Origin of the sequence: Achromobacter aloeverae, from assembly GCF_004121055.1 — a bacterium.
Lineage (GTDB): Bacteria > Pseudomonadota > Gammaproteobacteria > Burkholderiales > Burkholderiaceae_B > Bordetella_C > Bordetella_C aloeverae.
Map to the genome: position 1 here is coordinate 21,660 of NZ_PYAL01000009.1, position 18,815 is coordinate 40,474.

Consider the following 18,815-nt stretch of genomic DNA (forward strand, 5'->3'; position numbering starts at 1 on the left):
GACACGCGTCATGCCGTTGTGCAACAATAGCGCCGCTCGTGCGACAGCCCCGTTTCAGGCTCCTGCCTCAAACCTGCGGCCGCCGGCAAACCGAAGAAAATCAATGGCAGATCCCCGGCTAGAAGCCCCCGCTTGGAGTAAGAACACCGCTGGCCGTCCGGCCGGTGCGAGCGCCGCTTTCAGTCCGTTATATCGCCAGATCAAGGACCTGCTGGTGCAGAGCCTGGATCGCGGCGAATGGAAGCCGGGCGAGCTCATCCCCAGCGAGATCGACCTGGCCGCCCGCTTCCAGGTCAGCCAGGGCACCGTGCGCAAGGCCGTCGACGAACTGGCTGCCGAGCATGTGCTGCTGCGTCGCCAGGGCAAGGGCACCTTCGTCGCCACCCACCACGAAGCGCGCGTGCGCTTTCGCTTCCTGCGCCTGGCCGCCGACGAGGGCGCCGAAACCGAATCCGCCGAAAGCCGCATCCTCGACTGCCGCCGCCTGCGCGCGCCGGCCGACGTGGGGCGCGCGCTGGAGTTGCGCGCCGGCGAAACGGTGTTCGCGCTGCGCCGCTTGCTGGCCTTCGGCGGCGTGCCCACCGTGCTCGATGAAATCTATCTGCCGGGATCGGCCTTCCGCGGCCTGACCGTGGAAGCGCTCAGCGCCAACAAGGCGCCGCTTTATGGCTTTTTCGAATCCGAGTTCGGCGTGAGCATGATCCGCGCCGACGAAAAATTGCGCGCCGTCGCCGCCACCGACGATGCCGCCGCCGCCCTGAACCTGGCGGTGGGCACCCCCCTGCTGCAGGTGGAGCGCATTTCCTACACTTATGGCGACCGGCCCATGGAACTCCGTCGGGGTTTATACCGTACCGATCGTTATCACTATCGCAATAGTTTGAATTGATAGGCTTTTTAATCCGATTTGATAGCAACCCGTTACATGGGCGAAAATAGATAAGTTTTACCCCCGAGGGTCGAGTCCAGAGACCTGCCCAGGGTCCGGGCATTCCCGCCATCACGATTTTTAGTTTCGAGACAACCGAGGTCGTCATGTCCGACACAGCTGCCAAGCCGCGTCCGCAGTTTCGCAATATCAGCATTGGTCAAATCGCCAAGTACCGCCTGCCCCTGGCCGGCCGTCTGTCGATTCTTCATCGCGTCAGCGGCGCGTTGTTGTTCCTCTGTATCCCCTTGGTCATCCTGCCCTTGCTCGGCGCCAGTCTGGCGTCGGCCGAGAGTTTCGCGGGCGTGGCCTCGGTCGTGGGGCACCCGATCGTCAAGTTGATCCTGCTGGTTTTGATCTGGGGCTATCTGCACCATTTCTGCGCCGGCATCCGTTACCTGGTGCTGGACCTGCACATTGGCATCGACAAGGACTCGGCGCGCAAGTCGGCCGGTATCGTGTTCGTGGTCAGCCTGGCGCTGACCGTGGTTTTCGGTCTCAAACTGTTCGGAGCTTGGTAAATGGCCGCTAGCAAGAATTACGGGCCCAAGTGCCTGGTCGTCGGTGCCCACTACGGCACGATGGATTTCCTGGCCCAGCGCCTGACCGCGATCATCATGGCGGTCTACACGCTGGTGCTGTTCATCGGCGTGCTGGTCATGCCGGGCTTTACGTACGAAAGCTGGAAGGCGCTCTTCACTTTCCACGTATACGCGCTGCCGTTGGGCCAACTGCTGGTCACGCTGGCCTTCCTGTCGCTGGCCTATCACGCCTGGATCGGCGTGCGCGACATCTGGATGGACTACGTGCGCCCCGTGGGCGTGCGCCTGCTGCTGCAGGTCCTGACCGTCCTGTGGCTGGTCGGCTCGGTCGTGTATTTCGCGCAAATTATCTGGAGGCTCTAAGCCGTGGTCGCTGTCAAGAAATCCTTGCCGCGCCGCCAATTCGATGTGGTGGTGGTCGGCGCCGGCGGTGCCGGCATGCGCTGTTCCCTGCAACTGTCCCAGGCGGGACTGTCCGTGGCGGTGCTGTCCAAAGTATTCCCTACGCGTTCGCACACCGTGGCGGCGCAGGGTGGCGTCAGCGCTTCGCTGGGCAACATGAGCGAAGACAACTGGTACTGGCACATGTACGACACCGTGAAGGGGTCGGACTGGCTGGGCGACCAGGACGCGATCGAGTTCATGTGCCGTGAAGCGCCCAGCGCCGTCTACGAGATGGAGCACTTCGGCATGCCGTTCGACCGCAATCCGGACGGCACCATCTACCAGCGTCCCTTCGGCGGCCATACCGCCAACTTCGGCGAGAAGCCGGTGCAGCGCGCCTGTGCCGCCGCCGACCGCACGGGCCATGCCCTGCTGCACACGCTGTACCAGCGCAACGTCGCCACGCGGACCCAGTTCTTCGTGGAATGGATGGCGCTGGACCTGGTGCGCTCGGAAAGCGGCGACGTGGTCGGCGTGACCGCGCTGGAAATGGAAACCGGCGAAATCTACCTGCTCGAAGCCAAGACCACGGTGCTGGCCACCGGCGGCGCCGGCCGTATCTGGGCCGCGTCGACCAACGCCTTCATCAACACCGGCGACGGCCTGGGCATGGCGGCGCGCGCGGGCATCGCCCTGCAGGACATGGAATTCTGGCAATTCCACCCGACCGGCGTGGCCGGCGCGGGCGTGCTGATCACCGAAGGCGTGCGCGGCGAAGGCGGCATCCTGCTGAACAAGGATGGCGAGCGTTTCATGGAGCGCTATGCGCCCACGCTGAAGGACCTGGCGCCGCGCGACTTCGTGTCGCGCTCGATGGACCAGGAAATCAAGGAAGGCCGCGGCTGCGGCCCGGACGGCAGCTACGTGGTGCTGAAGCTGGACCACCTGGGCGCCGACGTCATCAACAAGCGCCTGCCTTCGATCCGCGAAATCGCCATCAAGTTCGGCAACGTCGATCCGATCAAGGAACCGATCCCGGTCGTGCCCACCATTCACTACCAGATGGGCGGCATCCCGGCCAACTACCACGGCCAGGTGGTCGAGTGGAAGAATGGCGAGTCCAAGGTCGTCAACGGCCTGTACGCCATCGGCGAATGCGCGGCGGTGTCGGTGCACGGCGCCAACCGCCTGGGCACCAACTCGCTGCTGGACCTGATCGTGTTCGGCCGCGCCACGGGCAACCACATCGTCAACTCGCATCCCGAGCGCCAGCATTCGCACCAGCCGGTGTCGCAGTCGTCCATCGACTTCTCGCTGGACCGCGTCAACGCCCTGGAAAACCGCACGGGCGGCGAAAAGACCCAGTACGTCGCCAACGCGATCCGCGCGTCGATGCAGCGCCACTGCGGCGTGTTCCGCACGCTGGACCTGCTGAACGAAGGCGTGGGCCAGATCGAGGAATTGGCCGAGCAGGCCAAGAATATCTCGTTCAAGGACAAGTCCAAGGTGTTCAACACCGCCCGTATCGAGGCGCTGGAACTGGCCAACATGACCGAAGTGGCGCGCGCCACCATCAAGTCGGCCGCCAACCGCACCGAGAGCCGTGGCGCCCACGCCCTGGATGATCACCCGACCCGCGACGACGAAAACTGGCTCAAGCACACCCTCTGGTACACGGAGGGCAGCCGCCTGGACTACAAACCGGTCCAGATGAAGCCGCTGACCGTCGAGTCCTTCCCGCCCAAGGCGCGTACTTTCTAAGCAGGATGCTGGCATGAGCACCAAGCGTATCGTTAAATTCGAGATCTACCGCTACGATCCTGACAAGGACGAGCGTCCCTATATGCAGAAACTGGAGGTCGAACTCCAGCCCACCGACAAGATGCTGCTCGATGCGCTGGTGCGCATCAAGAACGATGTCGACGACAGCCTGGCCCTGCGCCGCTCCTGCCGTGAAGGCGTGTGCGGTTCGGACGCCATGAACATCAACGGGAAGAACGGGCTTGCCTGTACCACCAACCTGCGCGAGCTGAAGGAACCCATCGTCCTGAAGCCCCTGCCGGGCTTGCCCGTGATTCGCGACCTGATCGTGGACATGACGCACTTCTTCAACCAGTACCACTCGATCCGGCCGTATCTGATCAACGATACGCCGCCGCCCGAGCGCGAGCGCCTGCAGTCGCCGGAAGCCCGCGAGGAACTGGATGGCCTGTACGAGTGCATCCTGTGCGCGTGCTGCTCGACGTCGTGCCCGTCGTTCTGGTGGAACCCGGACAAGTTCGTCGGCCCGGCTGGCCTGCTGCAAGCCTACCGCTTCATCGCCGACAGCCGCGACGAAGCCACGGGTGCGCGCCTGGACAACCTGGAGGATCCGTACCGCCTGTTCCGCTGCCATACCATCATGAACTGCGTCGACGTGTGCCCGAAGGGGCTGAACCCCACCAAGGCCATCGGCAAGATCAAGGAACTGATGGTCCGCCGGGCGGTCTAGTTTAGGAAAGGTGTGAACATGAGCGAGCTGACCGATCTTGACCGCACCCGCCTGCGCTGGCGGGCGCGGCGCGGTCTGCTCGAGAACGACCTGATTATTACGAAGTACCTGGACGCGTACGAGTCGTCCTTGGCGAATGAGGACGTTGCCGCGCTGACGCAATTGTTCGAACTCGGCGACAACGACTTGCTCGATCTGTTGCTGGCGCGAAAAGAGCCGGAAGGTGACCTGGACACGCCGAAGCTACGCGAAATCATCCACAAGATGCGCGAGCTATAACTTAGAGAGGAATGTGATGAAACTGTCAGACAAGAAAGCCACCCTATCATTTTCGGACGGCTCCGCTCCGATCGATTTTCCGATTTACCAGGGTACGGTAGGTCCGGACGTCATCGACATTCGCAAGCTGTATGGCCAGACGGGCATGTTCACGTACGACCCCGGCTTCATGGCCACGGCCTCGTGCTCTTCGGCGATCACCTACATCGACGGCGACAAGGGCGAGCTGCTGTATCGCGGCTACCCCATTGAACAGCTGGCGGTGAAGTGCGACTTCCTGGACATCTGCTACCTGATCCTGAATGGCGAACTGCCCGATGCCGCTCAAAAGGCGGACTTCGACTCGCAAGTGACCCATCACACGATGGTCAACGAGCAGCTGCACTTCTTCCTGCGCGGCTTCCGCCGCGACGCGCACCCGATGGCCGTGCTGACCGGCCTGGTCGGCGCGCTGTCGGCCTTCTATCACGACTCGCTGGACATCACCAATCCGCAACACCGCCACATCTCCGCGATCCGCCTGATCGCCAAGATGCCGACCCTGGTCGCGATGGCGTACAAGTACTCGCAGGGCCAGCCTTTCATCTATCCGCAGAACGACCTGTCGTACACCGGCAACTTCCTGCGCATGATGTTCGCCACCCCGTGCGAGGACTACAAGGTGAACGAAGTGGTCGAGCGCGCGCTGGACCGCATCTTCATCCTGCATGCCGACCACGAGCAGAACGCCTCGACCTCGACCGTGCGCCTGTGCGGTTCGTCGGGCACCAACCCGTTCGCCGCCATCGCGGCCGGCGTGGCGTGCCTGTGGGGTCCCGCTCACGGCGGCGCCAACGAAGCCTGCCTGCAGATGCTGGAGCAGCTGCAAGCCGAAGGCGGCGTGGCCAAGGTGGGCGAGTTCATGGAGAAGGTCAAGGACAAGAACTCGGGCGTGCGCCTGATGGGCTTTGGCCACCGCGTCTACAAGAACTACGACCCGCGCGCCAAGCTGATGCAGCAGACGTGCAAGGAAGTGCTGGCGGCCCTGGGCCTGGAAAACGATCCGCTGTTCAAGCTCTCCATGGAGCTGGAGCGTATCGCCCTGGAAGACCAGTACTTCGTCGACCGCAAGCTGTACCCGAACGTCGACTTCTACTCGGGCATCGTGCAGCGCGCCATCGGCATCCCGACCGCGCTGTTCACCGCCAACTTCGCGCTGGCCCGCACCGTGGGCTGGATCGCCCAGTGGAATGAAATGCTGTCGGATCCCGATTACAAGATCGGCCGTCCGCGCCAGCTGTTCACGGGTTCGGTGACCCGCGACGTGCCGGACCGCAAGAAGAAGTAATCCCTGGCGCCGTTCCCCCGCGGCCTGTCGGCGCGGGGCCGGCCCACGTGGTTCGCGAAGGAGAAAGGCCTGTGCCATGCGCACAGGCCTTTTTCATTGCGCGATGCGCTTTATCCGTTTACTCGGCTTATTCCGACCACGTCCAGCATTGGTCTTTTCTCTTGTCGTAGTAAACCTCGCGACCGTTGGCGGTCGGTTCGCAGGCGCTCCAGCGCAGGTGGAAGCGACCGTCCTTGGGATCGACGTCGGCCCATGCTTCGTAGCTTTCTCCGCCACGGATATTCCACGCGGAATTGGTGCCGTCCACGCAGGGCTTGCCGCCGTTGAAGTCGCACCAGGAAACCAACAAGGCCTGGGAGCAGGTGTTCTGCATCTTGTACCAGTACATACCCTTGACGTCCCGGTCCATGCGGATGTCGGTGGGCTTGATGCATTGCTTGCCGAGGTTCTTCAACACGACGCGCTTCCTGCCGCCACTGCCCTGCTGGCTGGCCGCGTCATTCGCCGCCCGCAGCGTGTCGGAACGGGGACCGTACTTGCCGGAAAGTGCGTCGCGATGCTGGCGAGCCACGATGCCGGCCGCGGCGGCCGGCGTCCACTCGACGACCTTTACCGGCTTCTGCCTGCCCATGTCCCTTAAGAAGTCGTTGTACTCCGACGCCTTGATGCAGCCCGCTTCGGTGTATATCTTGCGCTCGGACTTGATATAGCTTTTCCACAGCTGGCCCAGCTTCGTATCGTCGTCGTAGAAGCCGTGAGGCGTGGCGTCGAAGGTGAAGATCTTCGTGATGAAAGCCGAGCCGCCCGCGAAGGATGCGCGCCCGCCCGGCGGCGGTTCGTCATAGACGTACGCCGCGCAGAATTGCGCTGTTCCCGTCGCCGGCGTGCCAGGGGCGGTGGCAGCCCGACTGTCACCCGCGCCGGCGGCACGCGACTGCTCCCGGGCCGGAACCTGGGTGCCGCCGCCGGGTGACTTTGCGCCCGCCGAGGACAATTGCGCGACCCTTTGCTGCATCGCGGCTCGCCTGCACGCCACCATGGGCACGTTGCGCGTGTTCGCCCCCGTATTCTCGTAAAGCGCCAGCGTTTCCCGCGCCAGGCCCAGGTCGTTCGTATTCACCCGCTTGTTGAAGCGGTCTATGGATTGTTGCGCGAGCTCGGCGGCGCCCGGGCCGTACTGCGCGCGCGCCTCCGCCTCGCAGGCGGCTCGTGACGCGGCCGGGACGGCGGATACCGCCGCCATGGCGACAAGGACCAGGGGTCGTGCGTACATGACAATGCTCCGGTTCATTGCGGCGCGGTCCATCCTCCGCGCTACGCGCGGGACGGTGGCCATGGTGGGGGAATCCGCCGCATCGGGGAATTATTCAGCGGCGGGCGGCGCGGGCGCATCACCAAAGTGGGGGATGCCGCGCCAGGCCGGCTAGATCCAGGAGGTGAAAAGCAGTACCGATGCCGGCAGCGAGATACCGGCGACGACGGTTTGCACGGCGATGATGCCGGCCATCAGCGGCGCATCGCCGCCCAGTTGGCGCGCCATGATGTAGGACGAAGACGCGGTGGGCAGCGCCTGGAAAATGATCGCGGCCGTGGCCGCCGGGCCGCTCAAGGCGAAGAGGTGGCAGGCCAGCACGGTGACCAGGGGCATCAGCGCGAACTTGAATATCGACGCGAATATCGTCGGTCGCATCCAGGAGCGCGCGGCGCCGAAATCCAGGGCCGCGCCGACGCACAGCAGGCCCAGCGGCAGCGACGCCTGCCCCAGCGACTTGAGCACTTGCTCGAATACCCCCGGCAGCGGGAAGTCCGTCGCCTTCAGGGCTATGCCCAGCACGCTGGCGACGACCAGCGGATTCAAGGCGAGCTGCTTCAGCACGTTCTTCAGGGACAGCTGGCCGATATTCCCATAACGCGCGAAGACCAGCACGCACAGCACATTGACGGTGGGGATGATGGCGGCATTGGCGACGGCGGCGAGCGCGACCCCCTGGGCGCCCAGCAGCCCCGCCGCGGCTGAGATGCCGACATAGTTGTTGAACCGGATGCCGCCCTGGAAGATGGACGTGAAGGCCGGATTGCCGACACCGGCCGTGCGGCGCGTCGCCAGGACCAGCAGGGCCACGATGGTGGTGGAGCAGACCAGGGTCGCCACCATCGCCTTGATGGGCAGTCCGTCCAGCTTGGCCGTCGCCAGGCCGTGGACGAAGAGGGCGGGCAGCAGGATGTAGTAGCTCAGGCGCTCGGCCTGGGCCCAGAACGGATCGGACAGGACCTTGCGGCGGCGTAGCTCCCACCCTAGCGCAATCAATAATGCGATCGGCGCAACCGAGGCGAGCAACGCGGTAATCATTCAGTCTCCCTGTTCTTTTCTACCGACTCCATGGCAAGCGACGCAATGGCTGGATGCAGAACGATAGCGCCGTGGATCAATAAAGCAAAACGATAAATAATCCGGTTTGGCTTGAAAAAAATTTGTGGATCGGGGGGCGCTGGGGGGCGCGGATGAATTGCGGGATAGATTGCCCGATCAATCGCCGGCTCGACCGCCATCGAGCCGGTCATGGTGCGCGGCATGCCGTTCCGCGCATTCCTGGATCTCGTGGGCCACGGCCTGGGCGAATTGCAGGGATGGCCTGCCTGCCCGCTCCAGGATGACGACCTTGCGGTGTCGCTGCGGGCTGCCGAAGGGCAGGCAGGTCAGGCCCTGGCTGGTGGCCAGCTTGCTGGTGAACAGCGGTACGATGCCCGCGCCCAGGCCCTTGGAGACCATCTGCACGATGGCCTCCAGGTCATCGAGCTCCATGCCGATGTCGACCTTCAGCTTCTGCTTGCGCAGTTCGCGTGTGATGGTGCGGCCGGCCCAGGAGTGCTGGTCGAAACGTATCAGCGGATACTCCTGCAGGATGCGCCGGGCATCCTTGTTCGCGGCCTCGCGCGGGGCGACGATCCAGTAGTCCTCCCGGTAAAGCGGCGTGCTGACCAGGTCCGGCGGATGGGGCTTGACCGGTTCCGTGGTGATGGCCACATCCAGTTCGTCATTGGTCAGGCGTACCGCGAGTTCCGCGGACAGGCCCGATGACACCAGGATGCGCAGCTTGGGATGCTGGGCCTGCAATTGCGCAAGCGCGGTGGGCAGGATGTCGGCGAAGATGGACCGTATCGCCCCCAGCCGCAGCCGGCCCGACAGCTTTTCGCTTTCCACCAGTTCGGTATGCAAGCCATCGTACAAGGCGAGAATCTCGTGCGCCCGTTCCAGCACGATCTTGCCGGCATCCGTGAGCGTCGGCACGCGGTGCGACCGGTCGAAAAGGGCGGCGTTGAACTCGCGCTCCAGTTGTCGCACCTGCACGCTGACGGCGGACTGGGTGAGGAACACCGCTTCGGCCGCGCGTACGAACGAACCATGCTGCGCGATGGCGACCAGGGTTCTCAACGCGCGTAGGGACATGAGGACAGGGTTCCGGGAGGGGGCAGGGCGTCGACGTCGATACGATTGTATTCCTCCACCTGCAATGGACAGTCGGGCGGGTTCGAGGACGTGTCCTTGCCGGCGCGGGTGCAAACCCCCGGCCTGAAGAGGCCGGGGTGCCTTTGCTGGAACGCGATGCTCAAGACGGACGGGCGGCGTCCGTCCCGTAGCGTGTCGCCGCGCTGAGGACCGCCAGGATGGAGGCGGTGACGATGTTGGCGTGCCTGCCTACGCCGAAGCGCGACCCGGGCACACCGGGCCAGGCGGTTTCGACGATGGCGATGGCCGACGCGTCGGCGCCGCTGCCCAGGCTGCGTTCTTCATAGCTGTCGATGCGCAGGGGCAGGGCGAGGGCGGCGACGGCGGCGGCGATGGGGCCGTTGCCGGCGCCTTGCCGCACGTGGACCGAGCCGTCCGGGGCGTAGAACTCCAGTTCCATGCCCTGGCCTTCCTCGCATTCGTAGAGGCGATGGCGCCGATAGGTGTAAGCACGGGGCACACCGTCGGAACGCCCGTCCGCCGTCCGGCCCGACGCGGCAGGCACGCCGTCGGGCGCCAGGGACGGCGCCAGATAGGTCTTCTCGAACAAGGCCCAGATCTGCTCGCTGGTCAGCTCCGTCTCGCTGGCGTCGGCCTGCGCCTGCACGATGGCGCTGAACTCGACCTGCATGCGGCGCGGCATGACCACGCCGTGGTCGCGTTGCAGCAGGAAGGCGATGCCGCCCTTGCCGGACTGGCTGTTGACCCGCACGATGCTGTCATAGGTACGTCCCAGGTCATGCGGATCGATGGGCAGGTAGGGAACGCGCCATGGCCCGTCGGGGTCCTGCGCCGCGAAGCCCTTGGCGATGGCGTCCTGGTGCGATCCGGAGAAGGCGGTGAAGACCAGGTCGCCGACATAGGGGTGGCGCGGGTGGATAGGCAGGGCGGTGCACTCCTCGGCGATGCGCGCGACCGCGGCGATATCGGAGAAGTCCAGGCCCGGCGCGATGCCCTGCGTATAAAGGTTCAAGGCCAGCGTCACGACATCCAGGTTGCCGCTGCGCTCGCCATTGCCGAACAGGCAGCCCTCCACCCGCTGCGCGCCGGCCAGCATGGCCTGCTCGGCGCACGCCACGCCGGTGCCGCGGTCGTTGTGCGGATGCACGGACAGCACGATGTGCTCACGGCGTTCCAGGCGGCGGTCCATCCACTCGATCTGGTCGGCGAAGACGTTGGGCGTGGAGACTTCCACCGTGGTCGGCAGGTTGACGATCATGGGCCGTTGCGGCCCCGCGTCCCACGCCCGGATGGCGGCATTGCAGACGGCCAGCGACACGTCGAGCTCGGCCATGCAGAAGGTCTCGGGCGAGTACTGCAGGATCCATTCCGTTTCCGGGTGCGCGGCGGTCAGTGTCCGCAGCAAGCCGATATGGCGCTCGACCATGGCGATGATCTCCGGCACGCGCATGTTGAACACGATCTCGCGCCACGCCGGCGCGATGGCATTGTAGAAATGCACGATTACGCGGCGCGCGCCGGCGACGCTGCGCACGGTGGCCTCGATCAGGTCCTCGCGCAATTGCGTGATGACCATGGGCGTGACGTCTGCCGGAATCAGGTCGGCGTCGATCAGGTGGCGCACGATCTCATAGTCGGTGCGCGACGCGGACGGAAAGCCGACTTCGATTTCCTTGAAACCGATGCGCACCAGTTCATGGAACAGGCGCAGCTTGCGCTCGCGGTTCATCGGCTCGAACAGCGCCTGGTTGCCGTCGCGCAGGTCGGTGGACAACCAGACCGGCGCCTGGGTCAGCGTGCGCGCGGGCCACTGGCGGTCGGGAATGTCGACGGCGGGGAGGGCGCGATAGCGGGTGGAAGGATGGGACAGCATGGGGACCTCGGATAGGGTATCGGACAGACCTGATTCCCCTGCTTGCGGGAAGCTGCCGAGGTCCGGGGTCAGGGGGAATCAGGATAGGTGGGTACGCAGGCGCATGCGTGCCGACCCCGGCCGGGAGGCAGGGGTAGTAGTCGTTGCACGGACAGCCAAGTAGCGGACATGAGCCTGGGGCGGGGGATGTGTTCCGCCTGGTACTATAGATTTCCTCCGGCCGCGTGGCTGTCGCGTGACAGACAAGCGATGCGGTGAAAGAGACAGGGGCGGACTTGTCGTCCCGGACAGCGCCATATCCCCTTCGAGGCTTTAATTGTTCCCTATGGAGTCCTATTTAATGGAATAATTGGGAGTATTTTGACGTTCCCGCCTACCCATGTTCCTGACTGTCGAAGACGCGGCCGCCCGCCTGCGCATTCATCCGAAAACCGTCCTGCGCTATATCCGCGAGCAACGCCTGCCGGCTGCCAAGATCGGCAAGTCCTATCGAATCGCCGATGCCGACCTGGCCGCGTTCGCGCCGACGCGCGCGACAGCGGCCGCGCCGCGCAGCGCGCGAGCGACCTGCATCGTGGATATCCCCGATGCATCCCAAGCCCTGCATCGTTACCTCGCGCGGTCCTTGCACGCAATGACGGCAGGCCGGCCAGCGCGCGACGCCCCGATGCGGGTGGACTTGGCCTACGATCCCGCCACCAGCCAGTTGAAGGTCATCGTCATGGCGACGCCGGCGGATACGGCCGCGCTGCTGTCCGCGCTGCAGACCTTGCTCGAAAACGGTGCTCGATGAGCCGGTCCCCCGTGCATTTCAAGACGCCGCGGCACGCCCGGGCGGTGGGGGAGGCCTATGCCGCGGCCGTGGCGCATTGGCCCGCCGGCCACCGTCGCATCGAGCTGGTCACCGGGCAGGGGCGCACGCACGTGATCGTGTGCGGACGCGCGGATGCGCCGCCGCTGGTGCTGTTGCATGGCGCTGCGAGCACGGCCGCGAGCTGGCTGCATTACGTGACCGCATGGGCCGCGCACTTCCATATCCATGCCGTCGATGTGATCGGCGAGGCAGGGCCCAGCGCGGCCTCGCGTCCTCCGCTGTCCGGCGACGCCCATGCGCGCTGGCTGGCGGAGGTGCTCGACGGCTTGCGGCTGGAACGGGCCGCTTTCGCTGGCATCTCGCTGGGCGCATGGCTGGCGCTGGACCTGGCGCTGCGATGCCCCCGCCGTGTCAAACGCTTGGCCTTGCTGTGCCCGCCGGGGATCGGGCGGCAACGCGCGTTCCTCTGGTGGGCCTTGCCCTTGTTGGCGCTGGGCGAGAGCGGTCGCGCCATCGTCCGGCGGCAAGTGCTGGGCGAACTGCCCCGGCCGGTCACGCCCGCCGAGCTGGCGAGCCGGCGCCTGATGGATGAGATAGACCGGGGCTTCAGGCCGCGCCGGGAAACCATTCCGGTCTTCGCCGACGAGGCCTTGCAGGGGCTGCGGGCGCCCACGCTGGTCATTGTCGGCGGTCGGGACGTCATGCTCGATTCCCGTCATACCCGCGACCGCCTGGGCCGTCTTGCACCACAAGCCCGTGTCGAATTGCTTCCGGCGCAGCGCCACTTCATCCACGGGCAACGCGAAAGGATCCTGGATTTTCTTTGTGAAGGCGACGATCACGATGACCGATCATGCCGTTGAAACACCGGCGTCGCCGGAATCACGCGGCGCAGGCGTGTCGCCGGCACACGCTGCCTGCCCAGTGCCGCGCGTGCTGGCCTGGCACGCCCCGGCCGCTTCCCTGCGCCGCGAGGACGATGCCCTGGACCTGATCGTCGCGGCCCGTGCGCAGGATGCGGAGTGGATCGCGGTCGACGTCGCGACACTGCACGAGGATTTCTTCCGCCTTCACACGGGGGCGGCCGGCGCCATCGCGCAAAAACTCGTCAACTACGGCTTCAAGCTGGCGGTGGTGGGGGATATCGAGCCGTGGCTGGCCGACAGCGTAGCCTTGCGCGCCTATGTACGGGAGTCCAACCGTGGCGGGCATGTGAGGTTCGTCGCCACGGTGGACGCGCTGCGGCGCTAGCACGGCGGCCGGTGTCAGCGTCCCACGCCGCGCGCCATCATCGCCGCGCACAACGGCAGCAGCAGGAACAGATGGGCTTCTATCATGACCCAGCGGCGCACGCGCGCGATCTCCTGGTTGGTGGGCACGAAGCCCGGCAGGTGCCGGGCCTGGCGCCGCCATTTGATGAACGCGATGGTGGGACGCACCGAGCACAGGGCGATGATGACGAACAGCGTCATCTTGGCGTGGAACCAGGGATTGGGCGTATAGAACTGCACGCCCTTGATGCCCAGGAACAGGCGCAGCAGGCCCGTCGCCAGCACCAGCACCGCACAGGCGGCATAGAAGATGTCGTAGTTCGCCAGGCGCCGCACGGTCGCGGCAGGCATGTCTGGACGCAGCAGCACGGCTTGCGCGGCCATCGGAACGAGCAGGCCGAAAATGGCCAGGTAATGCAGCCACGCGAGCAAAGCGTCGGTCACCATGGTAGCTCCTTCAGAAACTGCAATGCTGCAGCGAGTCGAAAAGCCGTTGCGCCAGGGGCTGGGCGCCCAGGGAGCTCAGGTAGAGATTGAAGCTGACGTCGGGCAGCCGGGGCAGGGCGGCGTCGTCGCCCAGTACGCGCAGGTCGCTGCCCAGCATTTCGATGGAACGGGCCGTGACGCCCAGCCCGGCCCGCACCGCGGCCCGCACGCCCACGACGGTGGGTGAAGTGTAAGTGATGCGCCATGACACGCCGGCGCGCTCCAGGTGTTCGATGGCCAGGCGGCGGAACAGGCTCGATTCCGCCGCGACGATGAGGGGCAGCGGGCGCGTGGGATCGTGCCGGTAGTTGGCCGCGCACATCCAGACGATGGGCGACGTGCGCAACGTCAGCGCGCGCAGTTCGGGCGCCTCGCAGGCGGCCACGGTCATGTCGATGTCGCCCTGGCGCAGGGACTGCACCAGGTGGGGGCTGCGTCCCATGTGGATCGCGATCCGCAATTCCGGGTACACGCTGGAGCAATGCGCCAGCAGGTTGGGCAGGATGGTATCCGCGATGTCGTGCGGCGCGCCCAGCCGCACTTCGCCCGTGACGCTGCGGCCGTCGATGGCCATGCAGGCCTCGTCGTTGAGCGCCAGCAGCCGGCGCGCATAGTCCAGCAACTGCCGCCCTTCGGCGGTCAGGCGCTTGGCGCGCCCGCTGCGCTCGAACAGGCGCTTGCCGGTCTGCGATTCCAGCCGCTGCATTTGCTGCGTCACGGCGGATTGGCTGCGCGTCACGCTCTGCGCGGCGGCGGCAAAGGACTCCCGCTCCACGACGGCGACGAAAGTTCGCAGCAGCTCCATGTCCAGGTTGCGCATCCGGCTTGCTTCCCACTTCAGTTTTTCTGATGTATTTCGCTGGAAAACTGGCTTTTTTCGGTCTAGAGGCGTGTTTATAGTCCTTCAATCATAAAAAACCAAGGAGACAGCCATGAGACAGAAGAAGTCATTGCGCACCCGGTGTAACCGGGTCCTGGCCGCGGCCGGCTTGCTGGCCGGCTTGCTGGCCGGCCTGGCGGCGCTGGCGGCCTTTGCGGAACCCGCGGCCGCGGCCGATTACCCGGCCCGGCCCATACGCATGATCGCGCCCTTTGCCCCTGGCGGTGGGTCCGACGTGGTGGCGCGCCTGGTGGCGCAGAAGCTGACGCCCCTGCTCGGCCAGTCGGTGGTGGTGGAAAACCGGCCTGGCGCGTCGGGCATCATCGGCGCCGATCATGTGGCCAAGGCGGCCCCGGACGGCTACACCATCCTGATGACCAACAGCGCGCTAACCAGCAATCCATGGCTGTACAAGACCTTGCCCTATGACACGGAGAAGGACTTCGTGCCGGTGATCGAGCTGGCCAGTTCGCCGACCTTGCTGGCGGCCTATCCCAAGGCGCCGTTCAACACGGTGCCGGAGCTGGTGGCCTATGCCAGGCAGCATCCGCGCCATGTGACCGTCGGTACGCCGGGCGCCGGCCAGATGTCGCACCTGGCCGCCGAAATGCTGGAGCAGGCCAGCGATACCGAATTGATGATGGTGCACTACAAGGGCACGGCGAATTCGCTGGCGGACCTCATCAGCGGCAACATCATGATGTCCTTCGGCACCGTGCCCGGTTTCGTGGGGCAGATCAAGGCGGGCAAGCTCAAGCCTATCGCCGTCGCCAGTACGAAGCGCGTCGCGGCGCTGCCCGACGTGCCCACGGTGGCGGAGACCTATCCCGGTTTCGAAATGACGGTGTGGTTCGGCGTATTCGTTCCGACGGGCACGCCGGACGCCGTGGTGACCAAGCTGAATGCCGCCATGGGCGAGGTGCTGCGGGATCCCGTGGTGCGCAGCCGTTTCGCGGACGAAGGGCTGGACCCCGTGGCCGGCTCGCCCGCGCAGTTCGATGCGCTGTTCCGCAAGGACCTGGCGAGCTGGGGCAAGTTCATCAAGGAACGCGGCATCCGCATCGCGGAATAGCGGAATACGGGCAACAGGATGCGCACGCGGTATGGATGCAATGTGGATGCAATGCGGACGCGCATCGCCGAATAGCGTAAGAAAGGAAGCGATCATGCAGAATGCAGGCGAGCAGCCGGCCGGTGCCGGCATTCCCCGAGGTCCGCACGCGACGGACGGCGGTTCGGCCACGGCCACGGCCGCGCCGCTGGATCCCGATGCCTTGCGGGCCTTTGCCGCGGCGGTCTATCGCAGCGCGGGCGTGCCGGACGAGGACGCGGCGCTGGCGGCCGATACGCTGGTGCAGGCCGACCTGTGGGGGCACCAGTCGCACGGGATGCTGCGCCTGGGCTGGTACTACGCGCGTTTGCGTTCCGGCGCGATGAAGGCCCGCACGGCGTGCCGCATCGCGGTCGACGGCGGCGCGGTGGCCGTGCTGGACGGCGCCGACGGTGTCGGCCAGGTCGTCGCGCGGCGCGCCACCGACGAGGCGGTGCGGCGCGCGCGCGAGCACGGCGTGGCGGTGGTGTCGGTCCGCAATTCCAACCACTTCGGCACGTGCATGTACTACACGCGCATCGGCGCGCAGGCCGGCTGCGTGACGATGCTCATGAGCAATGCCGGCCCCAACATGGCGCCCTGGGGAGGCCTGAAGAAAAAGATAGGCACCAATCCTTGGTCCATCGCGGCGCCGGCGGGCGGCCGCCCGCCCATCGTCATGGACATGGCCAATTCCGGCGTGGCGCGCGGCAAGATATACCTGGCCAACAATCGCCACGAATCCATCCCGAGCCACTGGGCCATCGACAAGCATGGCAATCCCACCACCGACCCGGCCGCCGCGCTGGAAGGCTTCATCCTGCCGATGGCGGGGCACAAGGGCTATGTGATGGGGGTCATGATAGATGTCCTTTCGGGCGTCCTGTCCGGCAGTGAATTCCTGGACGGCGTGCACGGTCCGTACGATCCGGTGAACCGCAGCGGCGCGGGCCACTTCATGCTGGCCGTGAACGTGGGCGCGCTGATGCCGCCCGAGGAATTCGGCGCCCGCATGGACGCCTATATCGCGTCGCTCAAGGACGTCCCCGTCGCGCCGGGCCACGAACAGGTGTACTACCCCGGCGAAATGGAGGCCCAGGCCGACCAGCGCAATCGCGCCGCCGGCCTGTTCCTGGCCCCCGAGACACTGGCCGACCTCGCCCGCGTCGGCGCCGAGGCCGGCGTGCCCTGGGACGATTACTTCGCCGTGGAGCGCAAGGTGTAGTCCGCCATGATGGCCCAGTCGCGTTCCGCCCCGCCGGCCTCGATGGCCTTGCCCATCTGGGCGTGCACGGCGTCCAGCATGGGCAGGGGCGCGGCCAGCGGCTGCGCCGCCTCGCGGGCAAGGCGCAGGTCCTTCAGGCCCAGCGCGGCCTTGAAGCCCGGTTCGTAGGCGCCTTCGCTGATGATCTTCGAATAGACCTGGTAGGAGCGGCCGCCGAACAGCGTGCCCAGGATCAGTTCGAAGAAGTCCTCGCGCGGCACGCCGTTGGCATCGGTGAGCGACGCGGCTTCGGCCATGGCCTCGATCGCCATGGCGATCATCATGTTGCAGGCAACCTTGGCCGCATGCGCGCCCGCCGGCTGTTCCCCGAGCGGCCAGGTCTTCCGGCCTATCGCTTCCAAGATCGGCTGCACCCGCGCCAAGGCAGCCGGCGCGCCCGCCGCGAGGATGTTCAGCTCGCCCTTGGCGGCGACGTCAGGACGTCCCAGCACGGGCGCCGCCACGTAGGCGACGCCCGCCTGGCGATGGCGGTCCTGCAATTCCCGCGAAAAGGCGACGGAAATGGTGGAGCTGACGATGTGCACCACATCGGGGCGCGCGGCGGCGAGCACGCCCGTATCGAGCAGCGCCGCACGGATCGCGGCGTCGTCCGACAGCATGGTCAGGACGGCATCCCCCTGGAATGCCTCGCACGGGGTGGCCACCATCGTGATGCCCGCGACCTCGCCGCCCGAGCGGTTCCAGCATTTGACGTCGTGGCCGGCGGCCACCAAGTTGGCGGCCATCGCACGGCCCATGGCGCCCAGGCCGATCAATCCAACTTCCATGTTCTGCTCCTTGCGGCTAAATGCGGATAAATAAGGCGGGGGAGCGCAACGCGGCGCCTGCCAGGCTCGCGCATGCGCCGCCGCTTGTCGCCCCATCCGGCCTTTTTACCTTAGGCCGGCCCGACGGCAGGAAATACCCCTCCCGCCGCAAGGCCTGTGCTGCTCGCTGCCTCGCGCCACCGTGGCCCGTCTCCAGGCCGCTGGCCGGAAGGAGGAACGCCCGGCATCGAGCCATGCGGGGGCTCTCGCCGGAGAGTGGCGTCCATACCGAGACGTGTGCATTCAAACCCGCTTCTTCACTTCAGGGCAGGGAAGTCCACGGTGGTGTCGTTCACACGATTGAATACGTTCGTAAACGTGATGACCGCGATAGCCAATGCAACATCGACCACGGCCTCGTCCGCAAAGCCTGCTGCCCGGAATGCCTCGAACTCCCCAGACGAGATCGTTCCCTGGCTTTCCTGGAGAACACGGACAAATCGAATCAATGCGTCGCGACGCGCGTCGCCGCTGGGCTCCAGCGTCCTGATCGCGCGTACGGTGCCGACAGGGATCCCGGACGCCTTGGCGGCGAGGCTATGAGCCGCTACACAGTAATCGCAGCCGGCGATCGCGCTGACCACCAGTTTCACGGTCTCGCGCTCCTGCGCGGACAGCGTCCCGCGCGAGAGCACCGCGTCGGCGGAAAGCACGGCTTGCAGCGCGGGCGTGTTCAAGGCGCCGATGGCCGCATAGGCATTCGGAACCATGCCGACGGCCTTGCGGATCGCGGCAAAGACCTCGGCGGTGCCGCCTGTGGCATCAGTGGCGGCGGGAGTGGGGATACGGGAAGTCATTTTGGCTACTCCTTTTGAGAATGCCTTCGCAGGCAAGCCGATCACCGCGAAGGGTTGGAAATCAGAGCGGTTCGATCGTCCAGGTCGGCGCTG

The 18,815-nt window shown here is 65.8% G+C and carries 21 protein-coding genes; 12 read left to right on the top strand and 9 right to left on the bottom strand.

The window, feature by feature from the left end; genetic code table 11:
* Positions 1-103 precede the first annotated feature (103 nt).
* The 7 genes from C7R54_RS25635 (at position 104) to gltA (ending at position 5,951) form a co-directional block, all read left to right on the top strand.
* Positions 104-889 (top strand): GntR family transcriptional regulator, encoded by a 786-nt coding sequence (locus C7R54_RS25635; RefSeq protein ID WP_129153758.1) that lies wholly within the window; start codon positions 104-106, stop codon positions 887-889.
* A 146-nt stretch (positions 890-1,035) separates the two neighbouring features.
* The gene (gene sdhC, locus C7R54_RS25640; RefSeq protein ID WP_129153759.1) at positions 1,036-1,449 is read left to right on the top strand and encodes a succinate dehydrogenase, cytochrome b556 subunit; all 414 of its coding nucleotides are present in this window, start codon (positions 1,036-1,038) and stop codon (positions 1,447-1,449) included.
* The gene (gene sdhD / locus C7R54_RS25645; RefSeq protein WP_129153760.1) at positions 1,450-1,833 is read left to right on the top strand and encodes a succinate dehydrogenase, hydrophobic membrane anchor protein; all 384 of its coding nucleotides are present in this window, start codon (positions 1,450-1,452) and stop codon (positions 1,831-1,833) included.
* A gap of 3 nt (positions 1,834-1,836) precedes the next feature.
* Complete coding sequence (gene sdhA / locus C7R54_RS25650; RefSeq protein WP_129153761.1) at positions 1,837-3,615, top strand: succinate dehydrogenase flavoprotein subunit; 1,779 nt, start codon at positions 1,837-1,839, stop codon at positions 3,613-3,615.
* A gap of 13 nt (positions 3,616-3,628) precedes the next feature.
* The gene (locus C7R54_RS25655) at positions 3,629-4,345 is read left to right on the top strand and encodes a succinate dehydrogenase iron-sulfur subunit (protein WP_129153762.1); all 717 of its coding nucleotides are present in this window, start codon (positions 3,629-3,631) and stop codon (positions 4,343-4,345) included.
* Between the two features lie 18 nt (positions 4,346-4,363).
* The gene (locus C7R54_RS25660; RefSeq protein WP_129153763.1) at positions 4,364-4,624 is read left to right on the top strand and encodes a succinate dehydrogenase assembly factor 2; all 261 of its coding nucleotides are present in this window, start codon (positions 4,364-4,366) and stop codon (positions 4,622-4,624) included.
* Positions 4,625-4,640: 16 nt separating this feature from the next.
* Positions 4,641-5,951, top strand: coding sequence for a citrate synthase (gltA, locus tag C7R54_RS25665; protein WP_129153764.1), 1,311 nt, complete (start codon positions 4,641-4,643; stop codon positions 5,949-5,951).
* A 127-nt stretch (positions 5,952-6,078) separates the two neighbouring features.
* Here the strand turns inward: gltA and C7R54_RS25670 are convergent, their stop codons facing one another.
* The 5 genes from C7R54_RS25670 to C7R54_RS25690 all read right to left on the bottom strand — a co-directional run bounded on the left by C7R54_RS25670 (position 6,079) and on the right by C7R54_RS25690 (position 11,293).
* Positions 6,079-7,224 carry a hypothetical protein gene (locus C7R54_RS25670; RefSeq protein ID WP_129153765.1) on the bottom strand — a complete coding sequence of 382 codons (1,146 nt, stop codon included), beginning with the start codon at positions 7,222-7,224 and terminating at the stop codon, positions 6,079-6,081.
* 150 nt (positions 7,225-7,374) lie between these two features.
* Positions 7,375-8,301, bottom strand: a complete 927-nt coding sequence (locus C7R54_RS25675; RefSeq protein ID WP_129153766.1) for an AEC family transporter — start codon at positions 8,299-8,301, stop codon at positions 7,375-7,377.
* On the bottom strand, positions 8,298-8,525 hold the full coding sequence (locus C7R54_RS25680; RefSeq protein ID WP_129153767.1) for a hypothetical protein: 228 nt from the start codon (positions 8,523-8,525) through the stop codon (positions 8,298-8,300). Before C7R54_RS25680 ends, C7R54_RS25675 begins: the two co-directional genes overlap by 4 nt.
* The gene (locus C7R54_RS25685; protein ID WP_129153768.1) at positions 8,479-9,399 is read right to left on the bottom strand and encodes a LysR substrate-binding domain-containing protein; all 921 of its coding nucleotides are present in this window, start codon (positions 9,397-9,399) and stop codon (positions 8,479-8,481) included. The genes C7R54_RS25680 and C7R54_RS25685 overlap by 47 nt, the downstream gene beginning before the upstream one ends.
* Before the next feature lie 160 nt (positions 9,400-9,559).
* Positions 9,560-11,293 carry a 2-isopropylmalate synthase gene (locus C7R54_RS25690; RefSeq protein ID WP_129153769.1) on the bottom strand — a complete coding sequence of 578 codons (1,734 nt, stop codon included), beginning with the start codon at positions 11,291-11,293 and terminating at the stop codon, positions 9,560-9,562.
* Positions 11,294-11,672: 379 nt separating this feature from the next.
* Between C7R54_RS25690 and C7R54_RS25695 the strand changes: the two genes are divergently transcribed.
* The 3 genes from C7R54_RS25695 to C7R54_RS29320 are packed head-to-tail and all read left to right on the top strand — an operon-like array spanning position 11,673 to position 13,358.
* On the top strand, positions 11,673-12,086 hold the full coding sequence (locus C7R54_RS25695) for a helix-turn-helix domain-containing protein (protein WP_129153770.1): 414 nt from the start codon (positions 11,673-11,675) through the stop codon (positions 12,084-12,086).
* Complete coding sequence (locus C7R54_RS25700; protein ID WP_240039719.1) at positions 12,083-12,970, top strand: alpha/beta fold hydrolase; 888 nt, start codon at positions 12,083-12,085, stop codon at positions 12,968-12,970. The genes C7R54_RS25695 and C7R54_RS25700 overlap by 4 nt, the downstream gene beginning before the upstream one ends.
* Positions 12,951-13,358, top strand: a complete 408-nt coding sequence (locus C7R54_RS29320) for a DUF4180 domain-containing protein (RefSeq protein WP_240039720.1) — start codon at positions 12,951-12,953, stop codon at positions 13,356-13,358. The genes C7R54_RS25700 and C7R54_RS29320 overlap by 20 nt, the downstream gene beginning before the upstream one ends.
* A gap of 14 nt (positions 13,359-13,372) precedes the next feature.
* Here C7R54_RS29320 and C7R54_RS25705 read toward each other — a convergent pair whose 3' ends face one another.
* On the bottom strand, positions 13,373-13,825 hold the full coding sequence (locus tag C7R54_RS25705) for a DUF2214 family protein (protein WP_129153771.1): 453 nt from the start codon (positions 13,823-13,825) through the stop codon (positions 13,373-13,375).
* Positions 13,826-13,835: 10 nt separating this feature from the next.
* The gene (locus tag C7R54_RS25710; protein WP_129153772.1) at positions 13,836-14,684 is read right to left on the bottom strand and encodes a LysR substrate-binding domain-containing protein; all 849 of its coding nucleotides are present in this window, start codon (positions 14,682-14,684) and stop codon (positions 13,836-13,838) included.
* A gap of 112 nt (positions 14,685-14,796) precedes the next feature.
* Between C7R54_RS25710 and C7R54_RS25715 the strand changes: the two genes are divergently transcribed.
* Positions 14,797-15,816, top strand: coding sequence for a Bug family tripartite tricarboxylate transporter substrate binding protein (locus tag C7R54_RS25715; protein WP_129153773.1), 1,020 nt, complete (start codon positions 14,797-14,799; stop codon positions 15,814-15,816).
* A gap of 94 nt (positions 15,817-15,910) precedes the next feature.
* A complete protein-coding gene (locus C7R54_RS25720) occupies positions 15,911-17,059 on the top strand; it encodes an Ldh family oxidoreductase (RefSeq protein WP_129153774.1) in 1,149 nt (382 codons plus the stop codon).
* Here C7R54_RS25720 and C7R54_RS25725 read toward each other — a convergent pair.
* Both C7R54_RS25725 and C7R54_RS25730 read right to left on the bottom strand, forming a co-directional pair.
* Complete coding sequence (locus C7R54_RS25725; protein ID WP_129153775.1) at positions 17,032-17,886, bottom strand: NAD(P)-dependent oxidoreductase; 855 nt, start codon at positions 17,884-17,886, stop codon at positions 17,032-17,034. The genes C7R54_RS25720 and C7R54_RS25725 overlap by 28 nt on opposite strands.
* Before the next feature lie 296 nt (positions 17,887-18,182).
* Complete coding sequence (locus C7R54_RS25730; RefSeq protein WP_129153776.1) at positions 18,183-18,722, bottom strand: carboxymuconolactone decarboxylase family protein; 540 nt, start codon at positions 18,720-18,722, stop codon at positions 18,183-18,185.
* Positions 18,723-18,815 lie beyond the last annotated feature (93 nt).

Bases quoted from the DNA above. Each gene is read 5' to 3' on its own strand.
- C7R54_RS25635 (WP_129153758.1), top strand. From the start codon at position 104: ATGGCAGATCCCCGGCTAGAAGCCCCCGCTTGGAGTAAGAACACCGCT.
- sdhC (WP_129153759.1), top strand. From the start codon at position 1,036: ATGTCCGACACAGCTGCCAAGCCGCGTCCGCAGTTTCGCAATATCAGC.
- sdhD (WP_129153760.1), top strand. From the start codon at position 1,450: ATGGCCGCTAGCAAGAATTACGGGCCCAAGTGCCTGGTCGTCGGTGCC.
- C7R54_RS25655 (WP_129153762.1), top strand. From the start codon at position 3,629: ATGAGCACCAAGCGTATCGTTAAATTCGAGATCTACCGCTACGATCCT.
- C7R54_RS25660 (WP_129153763.1), top strand. From the start codon at position 4,364: ATGAGCGAGCTGACCGATCTTGACCGCACCCGCCTGCGCTGGCGGGCG.
- gltA (WP_129153764.1), top strand. From the start codon at position 4,641: ATGAAACTGTCAGACAAGAAAGCCACCCTATCATTTTCGGACGGCTCC.
- C7R54_RS25670 (WP_129153765.1), bottom strand. From the start codon at position 7,224: ATGTACGCACGACCCCTGGTCCTTGTCGCCATGGCGGCGGTATCCGCC.
- C7R54_RS25675 (WP_129153766.1), bottom strand. From the start codon at position 8,301: ATGATTACCGCGTTGCTCGCCTCGGTTGCGCCGATCGCATTATTGATT.
- C7R54_RS25680 (WP_129153767.1), bottom strand. From the start codon at position 8,525: ATGCCGCGCACCATGACCGGCTCGATGGCGGTCGAGCCGGCGATTGAT.
- C7R54_RS25685 (WP_129153768.1), bottom strand. From the start codon at position 9,399: ATGTCCCTACGCGCGTTGAGAACCCTGGTCGCCATCGCGCAGCATGGT.
- C7R54_RS25690 (WP_129153769.1), bottom strand. From the start codon at position 11,293: ATGCTGTCCCATCCTTCCACCCGCTATCGCGCCCTCCCCGCCGTCGAC.
- C7R54_RS25695 (WP_129153770.1), top strand. From the start codon at position 11,673: ATGTTCCTGACTGTCGAAGACGCGGCCGCCCGCCTGCGCATTCATCCG.
- C7R54_RS25700 (WP_240039719.1), top strand. From the start codon at position 12,083: ATGAGCCGGTCCCCCGTGCATTTCAAGACGCCGCGGCACGCCCGGGCG.
- C7R54_RS29320 (WP_240039720.1), top strand. From the start codon at position 12,951: ATGACCGATCATGCCGTTGAAACACCGGCGTCGCCGGAATCACGCGGC.
- C7R54_RS25705 (WP_129153771.1), bottom strand. From the start codon at position 13,825: ATGGTGACCGACGCTTTGCTCGCGTGGCTGCATTACCTGGCCATTTTC.
- C7R54_RS25710 (WP_129153772.1), bottom strand. From the start codon at position 14,684: ATGCGCAACCTGGACATGGAGCTGCTGCGAACTTTCGTCGCCGTCGTG.
- C7R54_RS25715 (WP_129153773.1), top strand. From the start codon at position 14,797: ATGAGACAGAAGAAGTCATTGCGCACCCGGTGTAACCGGGTCCTGGCC.
- C7R54_RS25720 (WP_129153774.1), top strand. From the start codon at position 15,911: ATGCAGAATGCAGGCGAGCAGCCGGCCGGTGCCGGCATTCCCCGAGGT.
- C7R54_RS25725 (WP_129153775.1), bottom strand. From the start codon at position 17,886: ATGGAAGTTGGATTGATCGGCCTGGGCGCCATGGGCCGTGCGATGGCC.
- C7R54_RS25730 (WP_129153776.1), bottom strand. From the start codon at position 18,722: ATGACTTCCCGTATCCCCACTCCCGCCGCCACTGATGCCACAGGCGGC.